General features: G+C 70.6%; 22 protein-coding genes. 10 read left to right on the top strand and 12 right to left on the bottom strand.

The window, feature by feature from the left end; translation table 11 throughout:
• Nucleotides 1-11 precede the first annotated feature (11 nt).
• Nucleotides 12-422 carry a hypothetical protein gene (locus ACIRD8_RS25810; protein WP_403996063.1) on the top strand — a complete coding sequence of 137 codons (411 nt, stop codon included), beginning with the start codon at nt 12-14 and terminating at the stop codon, nt 420-422.
• A 98-nt stretch (nt 423-520) separates the two neighbouring features.
• Here the strand turns inward: ACIRD8_RS25810 and ACIRD8_RS25805 are convergent, their stop codons facing one another.
• The 4 genes from ACIRD8_RS25805 to ACIRD8_RS25790 all read right to left on the bottom strand — a co-directional run bounded on the left by ACIRD8_RS25805 (nt 521) and on the right by ACIRD8_RS25790 (nt 3,381).
• The gene (locus ACIRD8_RS25805) at nt 521-1,192 is read right to left on the bottom strand and encodes a sulfurtransferase (RefSeq protein WP_403996060.1); all 672 of its coding nucleotides are present in this window, start codon (nt 1,190-1,192) and stop codon (nt 521-523) included.
• Between the two features lie 403 nt (nt 1,193-1,595).
• On the bottom strand, nt 1,596-2,012 hold the full coding sequence (locus ACIRD8_RS25800; protein ID WP_403996057.1) for a MaoC/PaaZ C-terminal domain-containing protein: 417 nt from the start codon (nt 2,010-2,012) through the stop codon (nt 1,596-1,598).
• Nucleotides 2,009-2,455 (bottom strand): MaoC family dehydratase N-terminal domain-containing protein, encoded by a 447-nt coding sequence (locus tag ACIRD8_RS25795; RefSeq protein WP_403996054.1) that lies wholly within the window; start codon nt 2,453-2,455, stop codon nt 2,009-2,011. Before ACIRD8_RS25795 ends, ACIRD8_RS25800 begins: the two co-directional genes overlap by 4 nt.
• Nucleotides 2,455-3,381 carry an SDR family oxidoreductase gene (locus tag ACIRD8_RS25790; RefSeq protein WP_403996052.1) on the bottom strand — a complete coding sequence of 309 codons (927 nt, stop codon included), beginning with the start codon at nt 3,379-3,381 and terminating at the stop codon, nt 2,455-2,457. The genes ACIRD8_RS25795 and ACIRD8_RS25790 overlap by 1 nt, the downstream gene beginning before the upstream one ends.
• Nucleotides 3,382-3,523: 142 nt before the next feature.
• On the opposite strand from ACIRD8_RS25790, the gene ACIRD8_RS25785 reads away from it, so the two are divergent.
• Genes ACIRD8_RS25785 through ACIRD8_RS25750 form a run of 8 tightly spaced genes read left to right on the top strand, consistent with a single transcriptional unit; the run spans nt 3,524 to nt 12,912 of the window.
• Nucleotides 3,524-4,453, top strand: a complete 930-nt coding sequence (locus ACIRD8_RS25785) for a LysR family transcriptional regulator (RefSeq protein ID WP_403996049.1) — start codon at nt 3,524-3,526, stop codon at nt 4,451-4,453.
• 22 nt (nt 4,454-4,475) lie between these two features.
• Nucleotides 4,476-5,930: a hydroxymethylglutaryl-CoA synthase gene (locus tag ACIRD8_RS25780; protein ID WP_403996046.1), complete on the top strand. Its 1,455-nt coding sequence runs from the start codon at nt 4,476-4,478 to the stop codon at nt 5,928-5,930.
• Between the two features lie 2 nt (nt 5,931-5,932).
• On the top strand, nt 5,933-7,138 hold the full coding sequence (locus ACIRD8_RS25775) for an acetyl-CoA acetyltransferase (RefSeq protein WP_403996043.1): 1,206 nt from the start codon (nt 5,933-5,935) through the stop codon (nt 7,136-7,138).
• A 45-nt stretch (nt 7,139-7,183) separates the two neighbouring features.
• On the top strand, nt 7,184-8,341 hold the full coding sequence (locus tag ACIRD8_RS25770) for an acyl-CoA dehydrogenase family protein (protein WP_403996040.1): 1,158 nt from the start codon (nt 7,184-7,186) through the stop codon (nt 8,339-8,341).
• Nucleotides 8,338-9,984: an AMP-binding protein gene (locus tag ACIRD8_RS25765; RefSeq protein WP_403996037.1), complete on the top strand. Its 1,647-nt coding sequence runs from the start codon at nt 8,338-8,340 to the stop codon at nt 9,982-9,984. Before ACIRD8_RS25770 ends, ACIRD8_RS25765 begins: the two co-directional genes overlap by 4 nt.
• Nucleotides 9,981-11,117, top strand: a complete 1,137-nt coding sequence (locus ACIRD8_RS25760; protein ID WP_403996034.1) for an acyl-CoA dehydrogenase family protein — start codon at nt 9,981-9,983, stop codon at nt 11,115-11,117. Before ACIRD8_RS25765 ends, ACIRD8_RS25760 begins: the two co-directional genes overlap by 4 nt.
• Nucleotides 11,114-12,136, top strand: a complete 1,023-nt coding sequence (locus tag ACIRD8_RS25755) for an acyl-CoA dehydrogenase family protein (protein ID WP_403996031.1) — start codon at nt 11,114-11,116, stop codon at nt 12,134-12,136. Before ACIRD8_RS25760 ends, ACIRD8_RS25755 begins: the two co-directional genes overlap by 4 nt.
• A gap of 5 nt (nt 12,137-12,141) precedes the next feature.
• Nucleotides 12,142-12,912, top strand: coding sequence for an enoyl-CoA hydratase/isomerase family protein (locus tag ACIRD8_RS25750; RefSeq protein ID WP_403996028.1), 771 nt, complete (start codon nt 12,142-12,144; stop codon nt 12,910-12,912).
• Between the two features lie 71 nt (nt 12,913-12,983).
• Here the strand turns inward: ACIRD8_RS25750 and ACIRD8_RS25745 are convergent, their stop codons facing one another.
• The 4 genes from ACIRD8_RS25745 to ACIRD8_RS25730 form a co-directional block, all read right to left on the bottom strand.
• Nucleotides 12,984-14,510 carry an AMP-binding protein gene (locus ACIRD8_RS25745; RefSeq protein ID WP_403996025.1) on the bottom strand — a complete coding sequence of 509 codons (1,527 nt, stop codon included), beginning with the start codon at nt 14,508-14,510 and terminating at the stop codon, nt 12,984-12,986.
• 93 nt (nt 14,511-14,603) lie between these two features.
• Complete coding sequence (locus ACIRD8_RS25740; RefSeq protein WP_403996022.1) at nt 14,604-15,680, bottom strand: Zn-dependent alcohol dehydrogenase; 1,077 nt, start codon at nt 15,678-15,680, stop codon at nt 14,604-14,606.
• A 72-nt stretch (nt 15,681-15,752) separates the two neighbouring features.
• Nucleotides 15,753-17,204 (bottom strand): aldehyde dehydrogenase, encoded by a 1,452-nt coding sequence (locus tag ACIRD8_RS25735; protein WP_403996019.1) that lies wholly within the window; start codon nt 17,202-17,204, stop codon nt 15,753-15,755.
• 44 nt (nt 17,205-17,248) lie between these two features.
• Nucleotides 17,249-18,424 carry a CaiB/BaiF CoA transferase family protein gene (locus ACIRD8_RS25730; protein ID WP_403996016.1) on the bottom strand — a complete coding sequence of 392 codons (1,176 nt, stop codon included), beginning with the start codon at nt 18,422-18,424 and terminating at the stop codon, nt 17,249-17,251.
• 316 nt (nt 18,425-18,740) lie between these two features.
• On the opposite strand from ACIRD8_RS25730, the gene ACIRD8_RS25725 reads away from it, so the two are divergent.
• On the top strand, nt 18,741-19,610 hold the full coding sequence (locus tag ACIRD8_RS25725; RefSeq protein ID WP_403996013.1) for an acyl-CoA thioesterase: 870 nt from the start codon (nt 18,741-18,743) through the stop codon (nt 19,608-19,610).
• Here ACIRD8_RS25725 and ACIRD8_RS25720 read toward each other — a convergent pair.
• The 4 genes from ACIRD8_RS25720 to ACIRD8_RS25705 form a co-directional block, all read right to left on the bottom strand.
• A complete protein-coding gene (locus ACIRD8_RS25720) occupies nt 19,577-21,124 on the bottom strand; it encodes a long-chain fatty acid--CoA ligase (protein WP_403996010.1) in 1,548 nt (515 codons plus the stop codon). The genes ACIRD8_RS25725 and ACIRD8_RS25720 overlap by 34 nt on opposite strands.
• A 100-nt stretch (nt 21,125-21,224) precedes the next feature.
• A complete protein-coding gene (locus ACIRD8_RS25715) occupies nt 21,225-22,052 on the bottom strand; it encodes an SDR family NAD(P)-dependent oxidoreductase (protein ID WP_403996007.1) in 828 nt (275 codons plus the stop codon).
• Nucleotides 22,049-22,420 carry a MaoC/PaaZ C-terminal domain-containing protein gene (locus tag ACIRD8_RS25710; RefSeq protein ID WP_403996005.1) on the bottom strand — a complete coding sequence of 124 codons (372 nt, stop codon included), beginning with the start codon at nt 22,418-22,420 and terminating at the stop codon, nt 22,049-22,051. The genes ACIRD8_RS25715 and ACIRD8_RS25710 overlap by 4 nt, the downstream gene beginning before the upstream one ends.
• Nucleotides 22,417-22,872, bottom strand: a complete 456-nt coding sequence (locus tag ACIRD8_RS25705; protein WP_403996002.1) for a MaoC family dehydratase N-terminal domain-containing protein — start codon at nt 22,870-22,872, stop codon at nt 22,417-22,419. The genes ACIRD8_RS25710 and ACIRD8_RS25705 overlap by 4 nt, the downstream gene beginning before the upstream one ends.

Below are 22,872 nucleotides of genomic sequence, written 5' to 3'. Positions count from 1 at the left end.
GAGGCCCCGTCATGAACGACGCCCCGTACCCGCCGGACCGCACGGACGACGAGCTGGCCCGGCTCGACATCACCGTCCTGCTGCGTTACGGCCTCACCGCCGAGTCCGGGCCTCGGCGCACCGCCCTGATCGGCGACGGTGCCGCAGCCGCGGCCGTCATCCTCGACCGCCTCGGCACCGAGCCGCGCTCGGTCGCCTTCCTCGCCGACACCGTGCGCGCCGGCGGACTGGCCCGCGCCGCGGAGCTGCCCGAGCCCCTGCCCCGGCGGGAGGCGGCCGTCCTCGTACGGGAGTGGCTGCGGGCCGGCGCCGGACTCGTGGGTGGCATCGCCGCCGACGACACCGCGGCAACCTGGCTGCGCGCCGTCGCGACCATCATCGAACTGAAGCAGCTGACCCGGGCGCGCGGCCGGACCACGTGATCCGAGCAGCCGTCCGGACCAGCCGCCGGCCACGGGCGCACCCGGATTCGTCCGTACTTCCGGAAGACCACCTGCGTACTGCACGCCGCTGTCGCGCGTCAGACACAGTCGGTGTCGACTGCGGCTGACCGGCTCAGCGCGGTGCCCTGTTCGACGGGCAGAGAGGAATCGCGCTCCCAGGGGGACCAGGAGTCGACGAACAGGCCCACCTGCTGGCCCAGCATGGCGCCGACGAAGACCAACAGGGAACTGGACACCCCGCCACCACAGTAGGCACCGACGTCCTGGCCGCCGATGGCCCGACGGGACAGGAACCACTTGCGCAGTTCTGTCGGCGATCGGAGCAGTCCGTCGGGAGCGACGAGCTCGGCCGGGTGAGCGTGGATCGCGTGCGGAATGTGTCCGGTCCTCCGGTCATCCAGCACGCCGTTGTACGAGCCGGCCGGTCGTGCGTCGAGCAGTGTGCCGTAGCGCGAGATCTCAAGGACATCCGCGATCCCGAGGACACGGCGGCCGCCGTCGGGGGGCCATGCGGGTCCGAACCGGTCGTCGACCTCGACAGCTGTCGGCGCTGCCCGGAGACGGGCCGTCGGACCGCCTGCGCGGACCCAGGCCGGCAGACCTCCGTCCAGAACTCGCGCCGAACGAAAACCCGCCCAGGTGAGGACGGACCACGCCCGGGTGGCCGATGACAACTCCTCGATCCGCCGGGTGTACAGCACGAGGTCGTCAGCAGGTCCGATGCCCCGGGCCAGCAGGGTGGCGCGCACCGTGCCCCGGCGCGGCAGCGGCGGGTGACCGCCGGCCGCCGCAGGGGTTCCGGCGAAGTCGGTTTTGACCGAGGTCCGGAGCGCGCCGCGGGCCCAAAGTCCCAGAGATGCCGCCGCACCCCTCCCTGACCGGCTAAGCCGCAGGTCAGACGGGGTGCGGCGGCGTCCGCGTATCAAATGTCCCGGAACTTCTACACGACGTAGCTGACCTGGCCAAACGCACCTGTTTGAAGAACCGGATCCCACGATCCGGCGCACGTATTTACGCAGAGTGAACACAGGATCGGCGTGTTCGAGCCGGTCCGCGTGTGTGTACACGTCGACTCCGCCGGACACGCACGGAAGGCGGCCCCTGGAGAAGGGCCGCCTTCCGTGGGTGTACGGCCCGACGGCCATGCGGTGATCAGACCGTACGGATGAAGAACTCCGCAGAGCCGGCCACGGCGGCGCCACCCCTGTCGCGGGTACAGGCGAGCTCCACCTCCACGGTGCTCCCGCCGTCGGCCGGGCGCACCGCGGTGACCGTTCCGGACACGGTGAGGGTGTCACCGGGCCACACCTGCTCCTTGAAGCGGGTGGTGATCCGTCGGATCGACTCCGCCCCCAGCCAGTCGGTGGCGAAGGTGCCCACAAGCGCGGCGGTGAACATGCCGATCGAGAAGATCCCGGCGAACCCTGCGGCCTTCGCGGCCTCTTCGTCGTGGTGCAGCGGGTTGAAGTCGCCCGAGGCGCCCGCGTAGCGCACGATGTCGGTCAGCGTCAGCGGGCCGAAGGTGCGTTGCGCGGTGTCCCCGACAGTGGGGGCGACGATGGTGTTCATGAGCCCTCCTCCTTGGGTGCCTGGGAAGTCTCCACGGCGGTGGAGCGCTGCTCGGCGACCAGGGCGCCGTGTTCGTCGCGGAATTCGGTCACCATGGTGACGAAGGTGAGTCTGCCACCGCGGCGGCCCTGCTTCTCGTACCGCTCGGTGACCCGGGCGGTGGCGGTCAGGGTCTGGCCACCGCGAGGCGGGACACCGTGGAACACGTACTCCTGTTCGGCGTGCAGAGTCCGCTGCGGGTCGAGGCCGTGGGCAGCCTGTGCCTTCGACTCCGCGGGCTGCCAGAAGAAGCCGGCGGTGGTGAGGAAGGTCGGCGGGACGACGGGCTCGGCGCTGAGGTACGCCGCGTTCTCCGACATGGCTGCCCGCGCGAACTCGCGGATCTTGCCGCGCTCCACGCCCACCTCGAAGGCGACCGGAGCGGGCTCGGGACTGTTCGGCATCAGTTGTTCCGCAGGCTCTTGACGTGCGAGCCCGGGATCTCCGCGTCGGGCCTGGCCGGCACCCGTGAGGTGGCGGCGGCGAGCTCCTCGACGGTCCAGCGCTTGTCGCTCTCGAACTGCTCGACGACGTTCCAGCCCTTGTACAGGCCTACCTCGCCGCCCATGACGCGGAACACGTGACCGGAGAACACGCAGTTCTCGGTGGCCAGCATCGCGACCAGCGGGGAGATGTTCGCCGGGTCCCACACGTCGAAGGCGTCGTTCCTGGTGGACTGCATGACCTCGCCCAGGCCGGGGGTGGCCTCGGTGAGGCGGGTGCGGGCCACCGGTGCGATGCAGTTGGCGCGGACGTGGTAGCGCTCCAGCTCCTTGGCGGCGACGATCGTCATCGCCGCGATGCCGGCCTTCGCCGCCGCGTAGTTCACCTGGCCGGGGTTGCCGTGCAGGCCGGAGCCGGACGAGGTGTTGATGAGCGCACGGTCGACCTGCACGCCCGCCTTGGCCTGGGTGCGCCAGTACCGGGCCGCATGGCTCGTGACCGCGAAGGAGCCCTTCAGGTGGACGTCGACCACGAGGTCGAACTCCTCCTCGCTCATGTTGACCAGTACGCGGTCCCGCAGGATGCCGGCGTTGTTGACCAGGATGTGCAGGTCGCCGAACGTGTCGAGGGCGGTCTGCACAAGGCGCTCGGCGCCGGCCCAGTCGCTGACGCTGTCGGTGTTGGCCACTGCCTCGCCGCCCAGCGCCTTGATCTCGTCGGCGACGGCCTGCGCGGCGCTCACATCGGAACCGGCGCCGTCCGGGGCGGCACCGAGATCGTTCACGACGACCTTGGCCCCCTCACGGGCGAAAAGAAGCGCGTGCTCACGGCCGACCCCGCGGCCGCCGCCGGTGACGATCGCCACTCGGCCTTCGAGAGTTCCCATCGATGATCTCCTCGCTGTGGAAGCACCGCGATGTGCGGCACTTCTGTTGGTGACCCGCGCAGGTCCGCCCGCTGAGCACGCTAAGCCGCAAGCCGTCCGAAGTAAATCCGCCATTTACTTAACTAGGTGATAAGAAGAAGTTATGGACAAGCGCCACTTCACCTATTTCCTCGCTGTCGTGGAAGCGGGCAGCATCTCCGAGGCGGCCCGGCAGCTGCACATCAGCCAGCCCGCCATCTCCCAGAGCGTCAAGGAACTGGAGCGTGAGCTCCGGACCCCGCTGTTCCACCGCGGCCCGAAGCTCACGCTCACGGCGGCCGGACGTGCCCTCGTCGGGCCGGCCCGCCGGACCCTGCGCTCGTTCGAGAGCGCCCGCGCCGCCGTGGAGGAGGTGGACCACCTCGCCACCGGGCGCCTTGACCTGGCCGTTGTGCAGGGATTCGCGATCGATCCGGTCGTGCCGCTGGTCACGCGTTTCCGGGCGCGCTACCCAGGGCTGCGCATCGGCGTCCATGAGGCGCCCTCGGGCCCGGACGGCTTCGAGGTGCTGCGCAGGGCCGAGGCGGAACTCCTGGTGGGCGACCACCCCGCGCCCTACCCCAAGCACGAGGCCGTGGTGCTCGCCGTGGAGGAGATGCTGGCGGTCTTCCCCCCGCAGACCGAAGGTCTCCCCGAGGGGCCGGTACGGGTCGCCGAGTTGCGGAAACACAACATGCTGCAGGGCTTGCCAAGTCACTCGGAAATGAGCGTATGGTTCACTTCGGTGCTGGCAGCCGAGCGGCTGCCCCCGCCCGACGTCGTCGTGGAAACCGCGCACCGCGACGCCATCGTTCCGCTCGTTCTCGCCGGAGCGGGAGCCGCAGTGCTCCCCGCCCCGGCCGCGAGAGCCGCCAAGCGCCTCGGCGCCCAGGTCCGCGCTCTCGCCCTCACCTTTCCCCGCCCCTGCTTCCTCTACCACCGCACCGGTCCTCTGTCGCCCGCCGCCCTGGCCTTCGTCGCCATGGCCGCGGACGCGGCGCCTCCCGGCGCAGGCCGCCCCGCTGCGGAGGAGGTGGCGCAGGAGCGCGGATGAGTCCTTCTTCCCGAGGAGTGCCATGACCGCGATACCGGATGTCGGTGTCATCAGCTACGGGGTCCACCTGCCGGCCTGGCGGCTGGACCGCAAGGAGATCGGCCGGGCCCTCGGCTCCGGGGGAGGCAAGGGCACGCGTGCCGTCGCCTCCTTCGACGAGGACACCACCTCGATGGGCGTGGAGGCAGCCCGTCGCGCCTTGGCCCTCACGGCCGCTGAGCCGCGCGGTGTGGTGTTCGCGACCGCCAGCCCGGCTTACGCGGACAAGACCAACGCCACCACGGTGCACGCCGCGCTCGGCCTGGGCCGGTCCGTCCCGGCGTACGACTTCGCGGGCGCCGCCCGCTCGGGCGTCGGCGCGCTCCTCGCCGCTGCCGACTCGGCCGCCGCGGGCCGCCCGGCCCTGGCGGTGCTCTCCGACATCCGTACCGGCAGGCCCGGTTCGGCGGAGGAGCGCGACGGTGGTGACGCCGCCGCCGCGGTGGAGTTCGGCACCGGCGACGGTGTGGTGGCCACGCTGCTGGGCCGCGGTTCGGCATCCGCGGAGTTCCTCGAACGCTGGCGGATCGTCGGCGACTCCTCGAGCCGCGTATGGGAGGAGCGCTTCGCCGAGGCCCCGTACAGGGAACTCGCGGCCGAGGCTGTGGAGAACGCCCTCAAGGACGCCGGTCTCACCCTCGCCGAGGTCGACAAGGTCGCCGTCGCCGGTCTGCACCGCCGTGCCGTCCGCGGTCTCACCAAGACCCTGGGCCGTAACGCGACCGTGGTCGACGACCTGTCCGCCGTGATCGGCGTCGCCGGCACCGCCCAGCCGGGTGTGCTGCTGGCCTCCGCCCTCGACGAGGCAGCCGCGGGCGAGACCGTCCTGCTGGTCGTCGTCGGCGACGGCGCCGACGCCCTGCTCTTCCGTACGACCGACGCCCTGGTGGCGTTGCGTGAGCGCCGCACCGGTCCGTCCGTCGCCCAGCAGGCCGCAGGCGGCTTCGAGGTCGGCTACCAGAAGTTCCTCACCTGGCGCGGAATCCTCCAGCGCGAGGCCCCGCGCCGTCCGGACCCCGACCGCCCCGCGGGGCCGCCGGCCCATCGCAACACGAACTGGAAGTTCGGTCTGACCGGCTCCCGCTGCACCGCGTGCGACACCCGGCACCTGCCCGCTGCGCGGGTCTGCATCGAGTGCAGGGCCGTGGACCGAATGGTCGGCGACCGGGTCGCGGACGTGCCGGCCGTCATCGCCACCTTCCAGGCCGACCTGCTGGCCTACTCGATGAACCCGCCGCTGATCGCTGCGGCGATCAACTTCGAGGGCGGCGGCCGGTTCATCGCCGAGGTCACCGACGCCGACGCCACGGCGCTGAAGATCGGCGACCAGGTCGAGATGACCTTCCGACGCCTCTACACCACCGCTGACGGCGTACACAACTACTTCTGGAAGGCGCGGCCCGTGCAGGCCGCCGCCCCGGCCGGCGAGGAGAACTGACCATGGCCTCCAACGGAATCCGCGACAAGGTCGCCATCATCGGCATGGGATGCACCCCCTTCGCCGAACACTGGGACAAGAGCGCCGAAGACCTCCTGGTCGACTCCAGCCAGGAGGCGCTGACATCGGCCGGCGTCAAGCTGGACGACGTGGACGCCTTCTGGTTCGGCACCATGAACTCCGGCTGGTCCGGGCAGATGCTCTCGCGCGCCCTGAAGATCGACTACAAGCCGGTCACCCGTCTGGAGAACCTCTGCGCCACCGGCTCCGAGGCCTTCCGCAACGCCTGCTACGCGGTCGCCTCCGGCGCCGTCGACATGGCGATGGCCATCGGTGTGGAGAAGCTCAAGGACTCCGGCTACTCGGGCCTGGTCCGGCCGGAGCCGCCCAGCGACGGCACCAAGACCGGTATCACGGCACCGGCCTCCTTCGGACTGCTCGCCCCCGCCTACGCCAACGCGTACGGACTGGACGACGAGACACTCAAGGACGTACTCACCCGGATCTCCTGGAAGAACCACTACAACGGCGCCCGCAACGCACGCGCGCAGTTCCAGGCCGAGCTGTCTCTCGACACCATCCGCAACAGCCCGAAGATCGCCGGAATGCTCGGCATCCACGACTGCTCCGGTGTCTCCGACGGCTCCGCCGCGGCGATCATCGTCCGGGCCGAGGACGCCCATCTCTACACCGACAAGCCGGTGTACGTGAAGGCCCTGTCGATGGTGGCCGGCCCGGGCGCGGGCCCGATGGACCCGACCTACGACTACACCTCCTTCCGCGAGGTCGTCGCCTGCGCCGCGGGTGCGTACCAGCAGGCCGGCATCACCGACCCGCGCACGGAGATCGCGCTGGCCGAGGTGCACGACTGCTTCACCCCCACCGAGCTCGTCCTCATGGAGGACCTGGGCTTCAGCAAGCGGGGCCAGGGCTGGAAGGACGTCCTCGACGGCGTCTTCGACCTGGAGGGGGACCTGGCCGTCAACCCCGACGGCGGACTCAAGAGCTTCGGCCACCCGATCGGCGCCACCGGCCTGCGGATGCTCTTCGAGTGCTGGCTCCAGCTGCGCCAGGAAGCCCCGGCCGAGCGCCAGATCGCCAGCATCGTCAACGGTGAGCGCAAGCTCGGCCTCACCCACAACCTCGGCGGGCACCCGGGCGACTGCGTGAGCTTCGTGTCCGTCGTCGGCTCCGAGCCCTCTGCCTGACCCGGCGCCGTCGGCCGCCCCCACCTTCACAGGAGAAGCACCCCTATGCGTCGTTCCCAGTACGACCAGGATCACGAGGACTTCCGCAAGGTCGTCCGGAAGTTCCTGGAGAACGAGATCGCTCCCCACTTCGAGGAGTGGGAGGCGGCCGGCATCGTTCCCAAGGACGTGTACGCCAAGGCCGGAAGCATCGGCCTGGCCGGCCTGTCCGTCCCCGAGGAGTACGGGGGCGGTGGCATCGACGACTTCCGGTTCAACGCCGTGGTCATCGAGGAGACCTTCCGGGCCCGTGTCGGACTCGGCTCCCTCTCGCTGCACTCCAACATCGTCACCCCGTACTTCCTGAACTTCGCCGACGAGGAGCAGAAGCGGCGCTGGCTTCCGGACATCGCCGCGGGCCGCTCCATGTGCTCCATCGCCATGACCGAGCCGGGCACCGGATCCGACCTGTCCGGCATGGTCAGCAACGCCGTCCGCGACGGCGACGACTGGATCCTCAACGGCGCCAAGACCTTCATCACCGGCGGCATCAACGCCGACCTGGTCGTCGTGGCCTGCCGAACCTCCCGGGGGGAGGACCGCCGTGACGGCCTGAGCCTGCTGGTCGTCGAGGACGGCATGCCCGGCTTCACCAAGGGCCGCAAGCTCGACAAGCTCGGCACCCGCTCGGTCGACACGGCCGAGCTGTTCTTCGACAACGTCCGGGTACCCGCCGCCAACATGCTGGGCGAGGAGGGCAAGGCCTTCGGCTACCTCACCTTCAACCTGGTGCCCGAACGGCTGACCCAGTCGGTGCAGAGCGTCGCCGCCGCCCGTGCCGCCGTCGAGCTCGCCGTGGAGTACACACAGCAGCGGAAGGTCTTCGGCAAGGCGGTCGCGTCCTTCCAGAACACCAAGTTCGTGCTGGCCGAGTGCGCCACCGAGCTGGAAGCCGCCCAGACCCTGGCCGACAAGGCGGTCGAGGAGTTCAACGCCGGCCGGCTGACCGTGCCCGAGGTCGCCAAGGTCAAGCTCTTCACCTCCGAGACGGCCGGTCGCATCGTCGACAAGTGCCTCCAGCTGCACGGTGGTTACGGATACATGCTGGAATACCCCATCGCCCGGCTGTACGCGGACATCAGGCTCGCCCGGATCGCCGCCGGCTCCAGCGAGATCATGAAGACCGCCATCGCCAAGTCCCTCGGCCTGGGAACGAGCCGGTGACCGCCCCCAGCATCATCGACCTCTTCCGCGCCGTGGCCCTGGAGGTCCCGGCACGGGAGGCGATCGTGCACCGCTCGCTGCGGATCAGCTACGGCGACCTCCTCGACCGGGTCGAACGGCTGGCCGGGCTGCTGACCTCTCACGGACTGGGCGCGCACCGCGAGCGATCCGCGCTGAAGGGCCACGAGTCCGGGCAGGACCACCTCGCGCTCCACCTGTACAACGGGCCGGAGTTCGCCGAGGCGTGCCTGGCCGCCTTCGCCGCCCGCGTCGCCCCGTTCAACGTCAACTACCGCTACACCGCAGCGGAACTACGGCAGCTGTACACCGACGCCGCCCCCGCGGTCATCGTGTACCACGCGTCCTTCGCCCCCACGCTCGCGCAGGTCCTGGACGACCTGCCCAGGACGCCGCTGCTGCTCCAGGTGGCGGACGGCTCCGGCACCCCGCTGCTGCCCGGCGCCCTCGACTACGAGCAGGCCGTCACGACCGCGCGCCGTGACCGGCCGGCGCCCGCGTCGTCCCCCGACGACCTGTACATGATCTACACCGGCGGCACCACCGGGATGCCCAAGGGCACGTTGTGGAGCCAGCACGGCATGTGGCGCGCCACGCTGGGCGGCGCCGCCCACCCGGACGACGTGACCGCGGCCCAGGTCGCCGCCGGGGCGGCTGCCGGCCCGGGGGAGCGCACCCTGGGGGTGGCACCCTTCATGCACGCGGCGGGCTGGTGGAAGCTGCTCGCCGCGCTGACGAGCGGCGGCATGGTCGCGATCCCGGACGTCGTGCACCGCTTCGACCCCGCGGACGTCTGCTCCCTGATCGAGCGTGAGCGGCTGGACTCCGCCGCACTCATCGCCGAGGCGTTCGGCCGCCCGATGGCCGACGAGCTGGAACGCGGCTCCTACGACCTGTCCTGTCTGCGGGCGCTCACCCTCGGCGGGGGCGCCACCACCCCCGGGACGAAGCGCCGTCTCCTTGCCGCGATCGGCGGCGACGCCGTGCTTTCCGACGGAGCCGGATCCACGGAGGCCGGACGGGTGATCCAGGCGAATCTGACGGTCGGCGGCGAGGCTGAGCCAGGGGTCTTCGAACTCCTGCCCAGGGCCTGCGTCGTCGACTTCACACGCACCCGGTTCCTGACGCCCGCCGACCCGGAACCCGGTCTTCTCGCCGCCCGCGAGCCCTTGCCCTTCGGCTACCTCGGCGACCCGGTGAAGTCCGCGGCCACCTTCCCGACGGTAGCCGGCCGACGGGTCGTCATCCCGGGGGACGTGGTCCAACTGCGGGGTGACGGACGACTGGTGCTGCACGGACGCGAGGCCATGACCATCAACTCCGGCGGAGAGAAGATCTTCGCCGAGGAGGTGGAGCGCGCGCTGCTCGCCGACACCGCCGTCGCGGACGTCCTGGTGCTCGGCAGGGCCAGCGAGCGCTGGGGCCAGGAAGTGGTCGCGCTGGTGCGGCTCGCCGCCGAAGCCGACGACGAGCGGCTGCGGACCGGCGCCGCGGGGCAGATCGCCCGGTACAAGCTCCCCAAGGCCTTCGTCCGGGTACCGGAGATCCGCCGTTCCCCGGCGGGCAAGGCCGACTACACGTGGGCGCGGTCGGTCGTCGCCGCCGCCGAGGGAGGAGAGCGATGACCTCGCTGTTCGGACTGGAACCCGGCGCACTCCCCGAGGAGACCCGTCAACTACGGCAGGAAGTACGTGACTTCCTTGCCGTCGAGCTGGCCTCGGGCGGCTACCGCCCGGTGAGCGACAGCTGGATCATCGGCTGCGACCCGGCGTTCAGCCGCAAGCTCGGCGCCCGCGGCTGGCTCGGCATGGCCATCCCCAAGGAGTACGGAGGAGCCGACCGCACCCCGCTGGAGCGCTTCGTCGTCATCGAGGAGCTCCTTGCCGCGGGCGCGCCGGTCAGTGCGCACTGGATCGCGGACCGGCAGATCGCCCCGGGCCTGCTGAACCACGGCACCCAGGAGCAGAAACACCGCTTCCTGCCGGGCATCGCCACAGGTGAGTGCCTGTTCGCGGTCGGCCTGTCCGAGCCCGACTCGGGCTCCGACCTGGCATCCGTCCGCACCAGGGCCACCCGTACCGACGGTGGCTGGCTGATCGACGGCACCAAGATCTGGACCAGCGGCGCCCACATCGCGCACGCCATGGTGGCCCTGGTCCGCACCGGCCCGGCGGGCGACAGCCGCCATGAGGGCCTCAGTCAGATGATCGTCACTCTGCCCGCCGACGGCGTGGAGATCCGCCCGATCCTTTCGATCAACGGCGCCCACCACTTCAACGAGGTCGTCCTCACCAACGTCTTCGTCCCCGACAGCATGGTGCTCGGCGAGATCGGCAACGGCTGGGCGCAGGTCAACGGCGAACTCGCCTACGAACGCAGCGGACCCGAGCGACTGCTCAGCACCACCCTGCTGCTGCGCCTGCTCGCCGCCCGCGACGACACCGACCCCCGTACGATCGGCCGGCTCACCGCCCGGCTGTGGACGCTGCGCCAGGCCTCCATCGGGATCGCGGTCCAGCTCAGCAGGGGATCCGCACCCGATACCGCGGCCGCCATGGTGAAGGATCTCGGCACGTACTTCGAGCGTGAGGTCATCGAGGCGGGCCGCGCCACCGGAGTGGAGCCGGACCTGGCCTCGACCGACCTGTTCACCCGCATCCTGGCCGAGGCCGTCGTGCAGGCGCCCACCAACACACTGCGCGGTGGCACCAACGAAATCCTGCGCGGTGTGATCGCGCGCTCCATGGGAGTCCGATGAACGCCGACCTGAAACTGCTCGAAGCGACTGCCGACGACATCCTCGCCGCCTACCAGGACCGCCCCGGTCTGTGGGAGGAGCTGGAGGAAGCCGGCCTCACCCGTATCGGCATCCCGGAGGAGGCCGGTGGCAGCGGGGGCGACGCCGAGATGGCCGCCGTGGTGCTGCGGGCCGCTGCCTACCACGCCGCGGAGATCCCGATCGCCGAGACCCTCTGGCTCGCCGGCCCGCTGCTGGCCGCCGCCGGCCTGCCCCTCCCGGACGGACAGCTGACCGCGGCGGAGGCCGGACCCGCCGGGGTCACCCTCAAGCCCGACGGCAGCGGCTGGCGCCTGGACGGCACCCTCGAACGGGTCCCCTGGGCCCGCGGCGCGGCGCGCATCGTGGTCGTCGTCGACGGCCGGGTCTGTGTCGTCGACCCCGCCGGTGCCACCCTCACCGAACACAGCAACCTGGCGGGCGAGCCCCGCGACGACGTGTCCTTCACCTCCGTCGCTCTCACCGCCGACCAGGTCGCCGAGCTCCCCGACGGCCTGTCGCTGCGGCTGCGCGGCGCACTGGCCCGGACCGTCCAACTGGGGGGCGCCGCGCAGCGGGCGATGGAACACAGCTTGCGCTACGCCTCCGAGCGGCGGCAGTTCGGCCGCCCGCTCGCCAAGTTCCAGGCCATGCAGCAGTATCTGGCCCGGATCGCCGGAGAAGTGGCGATTCTGGAACTGGGTGCCCGCAGCGCGGTGGCCGCCCTCGACGACGGGGGGGCGGACAGCACCATGGCGATCGCCTCGGCCCGTACCAACGCCTGTCGTGCCGCCGGAGTCGTCACCGAGCTGGCGCACCAGGTGCACGGCGCGATCGGCACCACGCACGAGCACGATCTGCGCCGTTCCACGATGCGGCTGTGGTCGTGGCGGGAGGAATTCGGCAACGAGTCCCTGTGGGCATCGGCCGTCGGCCTCCTCGCGGCTGCGGCCGAGGACCCCTGGCACCTGATCACCGGCACGTCCCCAGCAAGGAGCTGACCCTCGTGGATCTTCAGTACGCGGCCGAGAACGGCATCGCGACCCTCACGCTCAACCGCCCCGCCCGCAAGAACGCCTTCACGTTCGAGATGATCGCGGACTGGGCCGACGCACTGCGCGAAGCGGCGGCCGACCCCGACGTACGCGTCGTGGTGCTCACCGGCAGCGGCAAGGGCTTCTGCGCGGGCGTCGACCTGGACACGCTCCTCGACGTGGAGGACACCGCGCTGGAGCACAAGAGCATGCTGCACGACCGTATCCACCAGGTGGCGCGCGCCCTGGAGGATCTGGACAAGCCGGTGATCGCCGCGATGAACGGTGATGCCGTCGGCGCCGGCCTGGACATGGCCCTGATGTGCGACATGCGGTTCGTCGCCCGCTCGGCCCGGCTCAGCGAGGGCTACATCCGCCTCGGCCTCGTACCCGGCGACGGAGGATGCTGGTTCCTGCCCCGCCTGGTGGGTCAGGCGAAGGCTCTGGAGCTCCTGCTCAGCGGCGACTTCGTCGACGCGGAGGAGGCCCTGCGCATCGGCATGGTCAACCGCGTGTACGACGACGAGGAGCTGATGAAGGAGACCTACGCCTTCGCCGCGAAGCTCGCCGCCAACCCCGTGCTGCCCATGGGAATGATCAAGCGGACGGTGCGGATGAGTGAGCGGAGCGACATGCGGGCGAGCCTGGACCTCATCTCCTCCCACATGGCTGTGGTGATGTCCACCGACGAAGCGCACGGCGCGATGGCGGCCATGCGCAGGAGCGTCCGCGGCGACCGCTGAGGCGGACGATCTGCACCGCACGCGGAGGCCGGGCCCGGTTGGGCCCGGCCTCCGCGTGCGTCCGGCTGTGCTCAGACGGCCCGAGCCAGGTACTCCTCGCGCACCCGGCCACGGTTGATCTTGCCCGCGGCGGTACGGGGGATCTCCTCGCGGAACTCGATCCGGCGGGGGACCTTGAAGCCCGCGAGCCGGTCCCGGCTGTGTGCCTCCAGCTCCTCCGGTGTGACGGAGTGCCCGGGGTACAGGGAGACGAGCGCCGTGACCGTGTGGCCCCACTCCGGGTGGGGGACGCCGATGACGACGGCGTCGCTGACGGCGGGGTGCTGGAGCAGCTCACCCTCGATCTCGGCCGGGTAGATGTTCACACCGCCGGAAATGATCAGGTCGGTGCGCCGGTCGCACATGAACAGCCGGCCGTCCGCGTCCAGATAGCCGATGTCGCCGGGTGCGTAGAAGTCGCCCCGTCGGCACGAGGCGGTCCTGGCGGCGTCGCCGAGGTAGTCGAACGGACGGCTGCCCCGGACGTGGATGAGCCCCGGCTCCCCCGCGGGGAGCTCGTTGCCCTCCTCGTCGAAGATCTTGAACTCCTTGCCGGGCAGCGCCTGCCCGACGCTGCGCGGGTGCTCGGCCCACTCCTCGGCACGGATCATGGCCACCATGCCGCTCTCGGTGGAGCCGTAGAACTCGATCGGTACCGGGCCCAGCCAGTCGATGAGCGCCCGCTTGGTCTCCACCGGGCAGGGAGCCCCGGAGTGCAGCATCGTCCGGAAGGCGGACAGGTCGTACGACCGCCGTACGGACTCCGGCAGGGCGAGCCAGCGATGGAACATCGTCGGCACCAGGAAGCCCCAGGTCACCCGGTGCTTCTCGGCGAGTGCCAAGGACTGCTCGGGGTCGAACCGCTCGGCGAGGACGACGGTGTTGCCCGCGTGCAGTGACAGGAGCGCCATCGAGTTGGGCGCCGCGTGGTAGAGCGGGGCGAGGGACAGGTTCACGTCGTCCGGCCCCAGACCGAAGACGCCGAACATCGCGTCCAGTTGGTTGCGGGCGTCCTCCTCCGGGGACAGTCCCGTCAGCTGCCGGCGGATGCCCTTCGGGCGGCCGGTGGTGCCCGAGCTGTAGTACAGGAGGGCGCCCGCGGTCCGGTCGGTCACCGGACCGGAGAACTGCTTCCCGAGGCCGGAGAGACCGGCGAAGCCGTCGACCGTGCCCACACTCAGCCGGCCCCGCTCGGGAATCCCCGCCTCGTCGGCGGAGTGCCGTGCGACCTTGGCGTAGCGCTCGTGCGAGACGAAGACCGTGGCGTTGCTGTCCTGGAGGATGTAGGCGGTCTCGCCGGCGGTCAGATGCCGGTTGACCGGTGTGAAGTTCGCGCCGATCTGAAGAGCGGCGAGCTGGAGCGCCAGCAGCTCCACACCGTTGGGCAGGAGGACGGAGACCGTGCTGTTCGTGCCGGTGCCCCGGTCGCGCAGGACGTGCGAGAGGCGGTCGACCCGCTCGCGCAGTGCCCCGTAGGTGGTGACCGTCCCGGACGCCTCGATGACCGCGGGGTGCTCGGGCCGGGCGGCGGCCGCCCTCCAGAATCCATGAGTTGCCATGAGCTGTCACTTTCGCCGGTGGGACAGGAGCAGGGCCGCCCCGTCACCCGAGGCGGCGGGCCGGCCCTGCCGTTGGGCCGGAGGGATGCCGGATCAGAGCTCGATGACGGTACGGATGCCGTCGCCGGTCTTCATGAGGTCGAACGCCTGGTTGATGTCGTCCAGCCCGATGCGGTTGGTGATCAGGGAGGCGAGGTCCAGACTGCCGTCGCGCCAGAGGGAGACCAGATGGTCCATCTGGCGGGGCACGTCGGCGCCGCCGTAGACGGAGCCCTTCACGTTCTTGCTCTGCATGGCCAGGGCGCCCATGGAGACCTGGAAGGTGTCGGAGAGGGCACCGACACCGACGACCGTGACGGTGCCGCCGCGGCGGGCCAGCTTGTAGGCGGCCTCGACGGTGCTGGAGCGGCCCACGAACTCGAAGGTGTGGTCGAAGCCCTGGCCGCCGGTGAGCTCGTCGGCCACCGCAGCGGCCTCCTCGGGGGACGCGGTGGCGGTCGCGCCGAAGCCGGTGACCAGCTCGCGCTTGGCCGCGCTCGGGTCCACCGCGAGGATCTGCGAGGCACCGGACAGCCGGGCGGCCATCATCGCCGCGATGCCGACGCCGCCGCAGCCCACGATGGCCACGGTCGAACCCTTCTCCACCTGCGCGGTGTTGAACACCGCCCCGGTGCCGGTGGTGACACCGCAGCCGATCAGGGCCGCGATGTCGAAGGGCACGTCCTCGCCGACCGGGACGACGCTCTGGTGGGGGAGCACGACCTCCTCGGCGAAGGTGCCGCAGCCGACGAGACCGAAGACCGGCTTGCCGTCCAGCCGGAAGCTCGGCGTCCGGGAGGCGGTCGCCATCAGCGCCATGCACAGATGTCCCTCGTCCCGCGCGCAGTGGGCGCAGGAACCGCAGGGCGGCATGAAGTTGACGATGACGTGGTCACCGGGGGACACGGAGGTGACACCCTCGCCGATCTCGAGGATCTCTCCCGCGCCCTCGTGTCCGGGCACGAACGGGGCCGGGGTGCTGAGCTTCCCGGTCATTCCGGAGAGGTCCGAGTGGCAGGCGCCGGTGGCACGGATACGGACCCGCACCTGGCCGGGACCGGTCGCGACGGTCTCCATGGTGTCGACGACTTCGAGTGCGGAGTTGTACTCCCGCAGGACTGCAGCACGCATGGGTCAATGCTCCTGGGCTGGGCTGGGCTGGGCTGGGCTGGAATGGACGGATCGGGTGGGTACTACGGCGGTTCAGGGCCGGGCGGCGGCGTAGATGCTCTTGCTCTCCAGGTACGCCTGGAGCCCCTCGGGGCCGAACTCCCGCCCCATCCCGGACTTCTTGTAGCCGCCGAACGGGGCGGAGAAGGAGATCCCGCCGCCGTTGACGCCGACGTTGCCCGTGCGCAGCCGGCCGGCGATCGCCAGGGCGCGCTGTTCGTCGGCGGAGAAGACGCTGCCGTGGAGGCCGTAGTCGGAGTCGTTGGAGATCCGTACGGCGTCGTCGTCGTCCTCGAAGGGGATGACCACGACGACCGGTCCGAAGATCTCCTCCCGTGCGATGGTCATGGTGTTGTCGACGTCGGCGAAGAGCGTCGGCTCGACGTACCAGCCCTTGGCGAGGTGGGCCGGACGGCCGCCGCCGACGACCAGGCGGGCACCCTCGGCGATGCCCTGGGCGATGTAGCCCTCCACGCGCTCGCGCTGACGCTCGGAGACGAGCGGGCCGACGGTGGTGGACGCGTCCAGCGGGTCGCCCACGACCATCGCGCGGAACTGCTCGGCGAGGCGGTCCACGATCTCCTGGTAACGGGACCGGGGTGCGAGCACTCTGGTCATCGAGACGCAGACCTGGCCGTTGTTCGGGATCAGGTGCGGCATCAGCGCGGGGACGGCCCGGTCGAGATCCGCGTCGTCGAGGATGATCGCGGCGGACTTGCCGCCGAGCTCCAGCGTGACGCGGGCGAGGTTGGCCGCGGCGGATGCCATGACGGCCTTGCCCGCGGCCACCGAGCCGGTGAAGGCCACCTTGTCGACGCCGGGGTGGCGTGAAAGGTAGGCGGAGGGCTCACGGTCGGCGGGCAGCACCGACAGCACGCCCTCGGGCAGCCCGGCCTCGGCGGCTGCCTCGGCGATGACGTACGAGGAGAGCGCGTTCTCCGGCGAGACCTTGAGCACGACCGTGCAGCCCGCGACGAGCGCCGGGGCCAGCTTGCTGAAGCTGATGAAGTGTGGTGCGTTCCAGGCGACGATCGCCGCGACCACACCCACCGGCTCCTGCCGGACGACCACGGGACGGCCCGCACCGGGCACCTCGCGCTCCCAGGTGAAGTCCGGCGCCATGGTGAGGTAGTAGTCCAGGATCGCGGCGGGGGCGCCGGCCTGGGCACGCAGCGACCACTGGATCGGCGAGCCCACCTCGGTCGCGATCAGCGTCCCGGTCTCCTGCAGCCGGGCGGCGTACAGGCCCAGGAAGCGGCGCAGCACCTCGATGCGCTCAGCGAGGGCCATCCGGGGCCATGCCCCCTCGTCGAACGCGCTGCGTGCGGCGGCGACGGCCCGGTCGATGTCCTGGGGGCGAGCCTCCGGCGTACGGCCGATGACCTGCTCGGTGGCGGGGGCGACGACCTCGATGGTGTGGTCGGTCGCCGGGGCGACGAACGCGCCGCCGATGAACAGCGTGTCCTTGGTCTGTATGCCGGTCACAAGTTCTCCTGGTGACGAGGAAAGGGACGGAACGTGTCTGCGGGTCAGGCGACGGTGCTGCCCGCGCGCAGGGCGGCGATGCGCTCGCTGTCGAAACCGGACTCGGCGAGGATCTCGTCGGTGTGCTGCCCGACGACCGGCGAGGGCGAGGGGACGGCGGTCGGGGTGTCGGAGAACCGAGGCGCGGGCGCGGGTTCGACCAGGCCGTCGTCATGGGTCAGATAGGTGTTGCGGACCGCGTTGTGCGGGTGCTGTGCGGCCTCCAGGAGGGAGAGGACCGGGGCGACGCAGGCCTCCTGGCCCTCGAATTCCTTCGCCCACGCGTCGCGGGTGCGGGTGGCGAAGACCGCGGCCAGCTTCTCCTTCATGGCCGGCCACCTGGACCGGTCGTTCTGTCCCGCGAAGTCCGGGTCGTCGGTGAGGCCGAGCACCCGCAGCAGTGAGGCGTAGAACTGCGGTTCCACCGGGCCCACGGAGAGGTGCCGGCCGTCGGAGCAGCGGTACGCGCGGTAGTACGGGGCGGCGCCGTCGAGCATGTTGGACTCGCGCTGGTCCTGCCAGGTGCCGCCCGCGAGGAAGCCGTACATCATGCTGAGCAGCAGGGCGGAACCGTCGGTCATCGCGGCGTCGACGACCTGGCCGCGGCCGGTGGCGCGCGCGCTGAGCGCGGCGCTGAGGACGCCGACGGCCAGCAGCATGCCGCCGCCGCCGAAGTCGCCGATCAGGTTGAGCGGGACGACGGGGTCACCGTCCGCGGGCCCGATGGCGTGCAGGGCACCGGTGAGCGAGATGTAGTTGATGTCGTGGCCGGGCTCCTGGGCCATCGGGCCGTCCTGGCCCCAGCCGGTCATCCGCCCGTAGACGAGCCGGGGGTTGACGGCGAGCAGGTCGTCGGGGCCGAGACCGAGGCGCTCGGTGACGCCGGGGCGGTATCCCTCGAGGATCACGTCGGCGCCCCGGACGAGGTGCTTGATGATCTCGGTGCCCGCGGGCTGCTTGAGGTCGACCGTCATGGAGCGCCGGTTACGGTGCAGGATCGGGCGGGCCGGGCCCCTGCCGGCCTCCGCGGGGCGGTCGATGCGGATGATCTCGGCGCCGAGATCACCCAGCACCATCGCGCAGAACGGGGCGGGGCCGATGCCTCCGAGCTCGATCACCCTGATGCCCGCCAGCGGGCCTCGGGGTGCCTCGGTGTTCAGGGTCGGCGATTCGATGGTCATGCTGCGGCACTCCTGTGCTTCTGGAAGGTCCGGGGGTGGCCGGGGCGGATCGGTCCGCGTGTCGAGGGCTTCGCCAGGCCCTGCCGGGGCGGCGGCCCGGGCCCTGACGGCGGGCCTCGGAGGTCTGGGCCGGTCCTGTGCGTACGGGGCCGCATCCGGACCCCGCCGCACTCCCCAGCCGCGTTCAAGTTAATGTCGATTAGCATTGATGTCCAGCGAATGGATGCGTTAGCAAGGAAACATCTTCGTCTGGTAAATCATCAATAGTGGAAGTCTCCACTCTGCCCCTGCTCCGGAACCTGAGGAAGAAGCCCCGATGCGAACCGACGACGCGGCTGCGTCCATCACTGACCTGATCCACCTGGAGAGGGTGGAGGAGAACCTCTACCGGGGCGCCTGCCACCCGGGTGCGCCCCTTCGCGCTTTCGGCGGCCAGGTCGCGGCGCAGGCCCTCGTCGCGGCGGGGACCACGGTCGCCCCGGACCGGCTCGTGCACTCCCTGCACGGCTACTTCATCAGGGCAGGCCGGACCGATCGGCCGATCGTCTACGAGGTGGACCGCACCCGTGACGGCGGCTCGTTCACCACGCGGCGGGTGGTCGCGATCCAGGACGGCGTCGCCATCTTCAGCCTCTCGGCGTCCTTCCACCGCCCGGAGGAGAGCCCTGAGCACCAGGCGGCCATGCCTCGGACGCCAGGCCCCGAAGGGCTGCCGGAGACCTGGGAGGCGGACGGGGGCAGGGAGGCCCCGGCCGTCTTCGGGACGGTGCTGGAGAGCCGCTGCGCCACCAGCGCGTACACAGGCCTTCCCGATATCGGCCAGGGGCCGAGGCAGGAGCTGTGGGTGCGGGCCCGGGGCACCCTCGCCGACAGCCCGTTGCTGCACGCCTGCGTGCTGACCTACATCTCCGACATCCGGCTCGCCCTCACCGCGACCCTGCCGCACCTGGACGGCCCCGAGTTCCCTCCGGTGGTCTCCCTCGACCACGCGCTGTGGTTCCACCGCCCCTTCCGCGCCGACGAGTGGCTCCTGTTCGCCATGGAGAGTCCCAGCCACGCGTCGGCCCGCGGTCTGACGCGTGGTCAGTTCTTCAGCAGGGACGGCAGTCTGGTCGCGTCGGTCGTGCAGGAAGGGCTGTTCCGCAAGCCCGCTCATCCCACGGATCGGTCCGCGCCGTCCCAGTAGGGCTTGCGCAGATCGCGCTTGAGGATCTTGCCGGCGGGGGAGAGCGGCAGGTTCTCGACGAACTCGCAGCTCCGCGGCGACTTGTAGCCGGCGATGAGGGTCTTGCAGTGGACGCGCATCTCGTCGGCGGTGGCGGAGGCACCCGGCCTGAGGACGATGACGGCGTGCACACGCTCACCCCAGTCCTCGTCCGGCACGCCGATGACAGCACAGGACTCGACGGCCGGGTGCTTGGCGAGGGCGTTCTCGACCTCGGCGGAGTAGACGTTCTCACCGCCGGAGACGATCATGTCCTTGATCCGGTCGACGAGGAAGATGTAGCCGTTCTCGTCCATGTAACCGGCGTCGCCGGTGTGCATCCAGCCACCGCGCAGGGCCGCCGCGGTCTCCTCCGGCCTGTTCCAGTAGCCCAGCATCATGTTGTCGCCCCTGGCGACGATCTCGCCGACGGTGCCGCGCGGGACCTCGTCGTCCAGCGGGTCGACGATCCGTACGTCGACGTTGGCCATGGCACGGCCGGCGGCGCGCAGCAGCCTCGGATCGGCGTGGTCCTCCGGCGGCAGGGTGGCGATGCCGGGGGCCATCTCCGTCATGCCGTAACCCTGCGCGAAGCCCGCCCGGGGGAAGGCGTCGAGCGTCTGCTTGAGCAGGGTCTCGGAGATCGGCGAGGCGCCGTAGCTGAACCGCTGGATGCTGGAAAGGTCGTACGCGCCGATGTCCGGGTGGTTCACCAGCATCTGGATCATCGTCGGGACCAGCAGCGTCGACGTGGGGCGGTGCTTGACGATCGTCTCCAGCACCTCCCCGGCCTCGAACCGCGAAAGGATCAGGTGGGAGCCTCCCACCAGGTTCTGGCCCGTCCAGTTCGCCAGCGCGGCGAGATGGAACAGTGGCGCGCCGTACATCGTCCGGCCGCCGCGGACCGCGCCCTGGACGCTGACCGACGAATTGCACGCCGAGGCGACGAGGTTGTCGTGGCTGAGCATCACGCCCTTGGGGAAGCCCGTGGTGCCGCCGGTGTAGAAGAGGCCGGCCAGCCGGTCACCGCCCAGGCGCAGGTCCTCCACCGGCTCATGGCAGGCGAGGAGGTCCTCGTACGCCAGCATTCCCTCGGGGGTCGGGCCGTCACCGCAGTGGATGACGATGTCGAGGTGCTCCCACAACGCGCGCAGCTCCGGCACGACGGGGGCGAAGGTGTCGTCGACGAAGAGGATCCTGGTGTCGGACTCCTTCAGGGAGTACACCATCTCCCGCGGGCTCCACCGGGTGTTCACCGGATTGAGCACGGCGCCGGACCACCACACCGCGTACATGTACTCGTGGAAGATGTCGGAGTTGAGCGACAGGATGCCCACCCGGTCGCCTTCGGCCACACCCATCCCCCGCAGCGCTCCGGACAGCCGCGCGACACGGTCCCCGCTCTGGCGCCAGGTCCGTATCCGGTCGCCGAAGATCGTGGCGGCCTCGTCGGGTTTCTGTTGCAGCGCTCGGTGCAGACTCTGCGTCAGATACACGGGTCTCTCTCCCTGTGAGCGGGTCGGCGGACCGACCCGAGTGGCAGTGCGGTCAGGGCCGGCGGATTCCGCCGGCCCTGACCACATGTCGTCGTGCGGGTCAGTTGCCGCCCGCGCAGTAGATGACCTGGCCGCTGATGTAGTCGGCCTCGGGGATGCACAGGGTGTAGACGGCGCCCGCCGCCTCCTGCGGGGTGCCGCCGCGGCCCAGCGGAATGGTCTTCTCCAGACGGGCGAGAAGCTCCGGGTTGACACCGACGGGCAGTTCGCGGCCCGCGACGTCGATGGTGGAGCCGCCGCCGGCCGGGGCGTCGGTCAGGCGGGTACGGATCAGGCCGTAGGCGACCGCGTTGACGTTGACGTTGTAGCGGCCCCACTCCTTGGACAGGGTCTTGGTCAGACCGATGACGCCCGCCTTGGCGGAGGAGTAGGAGGCCTGGCCGACGTTGCCGTGGACTCCGGCGCCGGAGGAGATGTTGACGACCTTGCGGTGGACGCGCTCGCCGCGGGCGGCCTCCGCCTTGGCGAGGCGGGAGATGTGCGGCTGGGCGGCACGCAGGATCTGGAACGGGGCCTTCAGGTGCACGTCGAGCATGGCGTCCCACTGCTCGTCGGTGTGCTTCTGGATGACCGAGTCCCAGGTGTAGCCGGCGTTGTTGACGATGATGTCGAGCCCGCCGAAGGTCTCGATGGCGGTGTTCACGAACCGCTCGGCGAATCCAGCCTCGGTGACGGAGCCGACGCACGCGACGGCGTTGCCGCCGGCGGCCTTGATGTCGGCGACGGTCTCCTCGGCGGGGGCCGGGTCGAGGTCGTTGACGACGACGTTCGCGCCCTCGGCGGCGAACTTCAGGGCGATCTCACGGCCGATGCCACGGCCGGAGCCGGAGACGATGGCGGTCTTGCCCGCGAGCTTGGTGCTGTTCATGCTGCGATTTCTCCTTCGATGACTGCGGTGCCCGCGAGGGTGACGGTGCCGTCCCTCAGGGTCATGGTCAGGTCGAGGTGGGTCAGGCCGTCCTCGACCTTCGCCACGGTGGCCGTGGCGGTGGGCTCGGCGTACAGCGGGGTGATGGAGGTGAACCGCACGCTGTACGACCTGATCCGCTCCTGGGCGAAGTTCTCGGTCAACAGCCGCCCCAGGTAAGCCATGTTGAGCATGCCGTGGGAGAACACGTCGTCCATGCCCGCGGACTTCGCCACGTCGATGTCGATGTGCATCGGGTTGTGGTCGCCCGACGCACCCGCGTAGAGGGCCAGGGTGGTACGGGTGATCTTCGGCAGTTCGAGCTTCACTTGCCCGCCTCCGGGTTGCGCACGACGAGGGACTTGTGGATCTCCGCGACGAGCTCGCCGTCGCGGGTGACCGTGGTGGCCTGGACGAGGAACTCCAGCGCGCCACCCTTCTTGCTGTAGATGTCCGAGACGGTGGTCTCGAAGGTCAACGTGTCGCCCGCGTAGACCGGCTGGTGGTACGTGAAGCCCTGCTCGCCGTGGAGGACCCGGCGGATGTCGATCCCCGCGAACTCCACGAAGTTGAAGTCGTCCGACCGCGCGCTGTCCGCACAGAACAGAAAGGTCGGCGGGACCAGCAGATCGCGGTGCCCGGCAGCCTTCGCGGCCTCCAGGTCGGAGTGGACGGGGTCCGTGTCACCGATCGCCTTGGCGAAGAAGCGCAGCTGGCCGCGCTCGATGTCGACGGTGTTCGTCGGGATACGGGTCCCGATCAGCTCCTTGTTCAGGGCCAT

The sequence above is a fragment of the Streptomyces sp. NPDC102451 genome, assembly GCF_044765485.1.
Taxonomy (GTDB): domain Bacteria; phylum Actinomycetota; class Actinomycetes; order Streptomycetales; family Streptomycetaceae; genus Streptomyces.
This window is presented reverse-complemented; position numbering and strand designations above follow the sequence as displayed.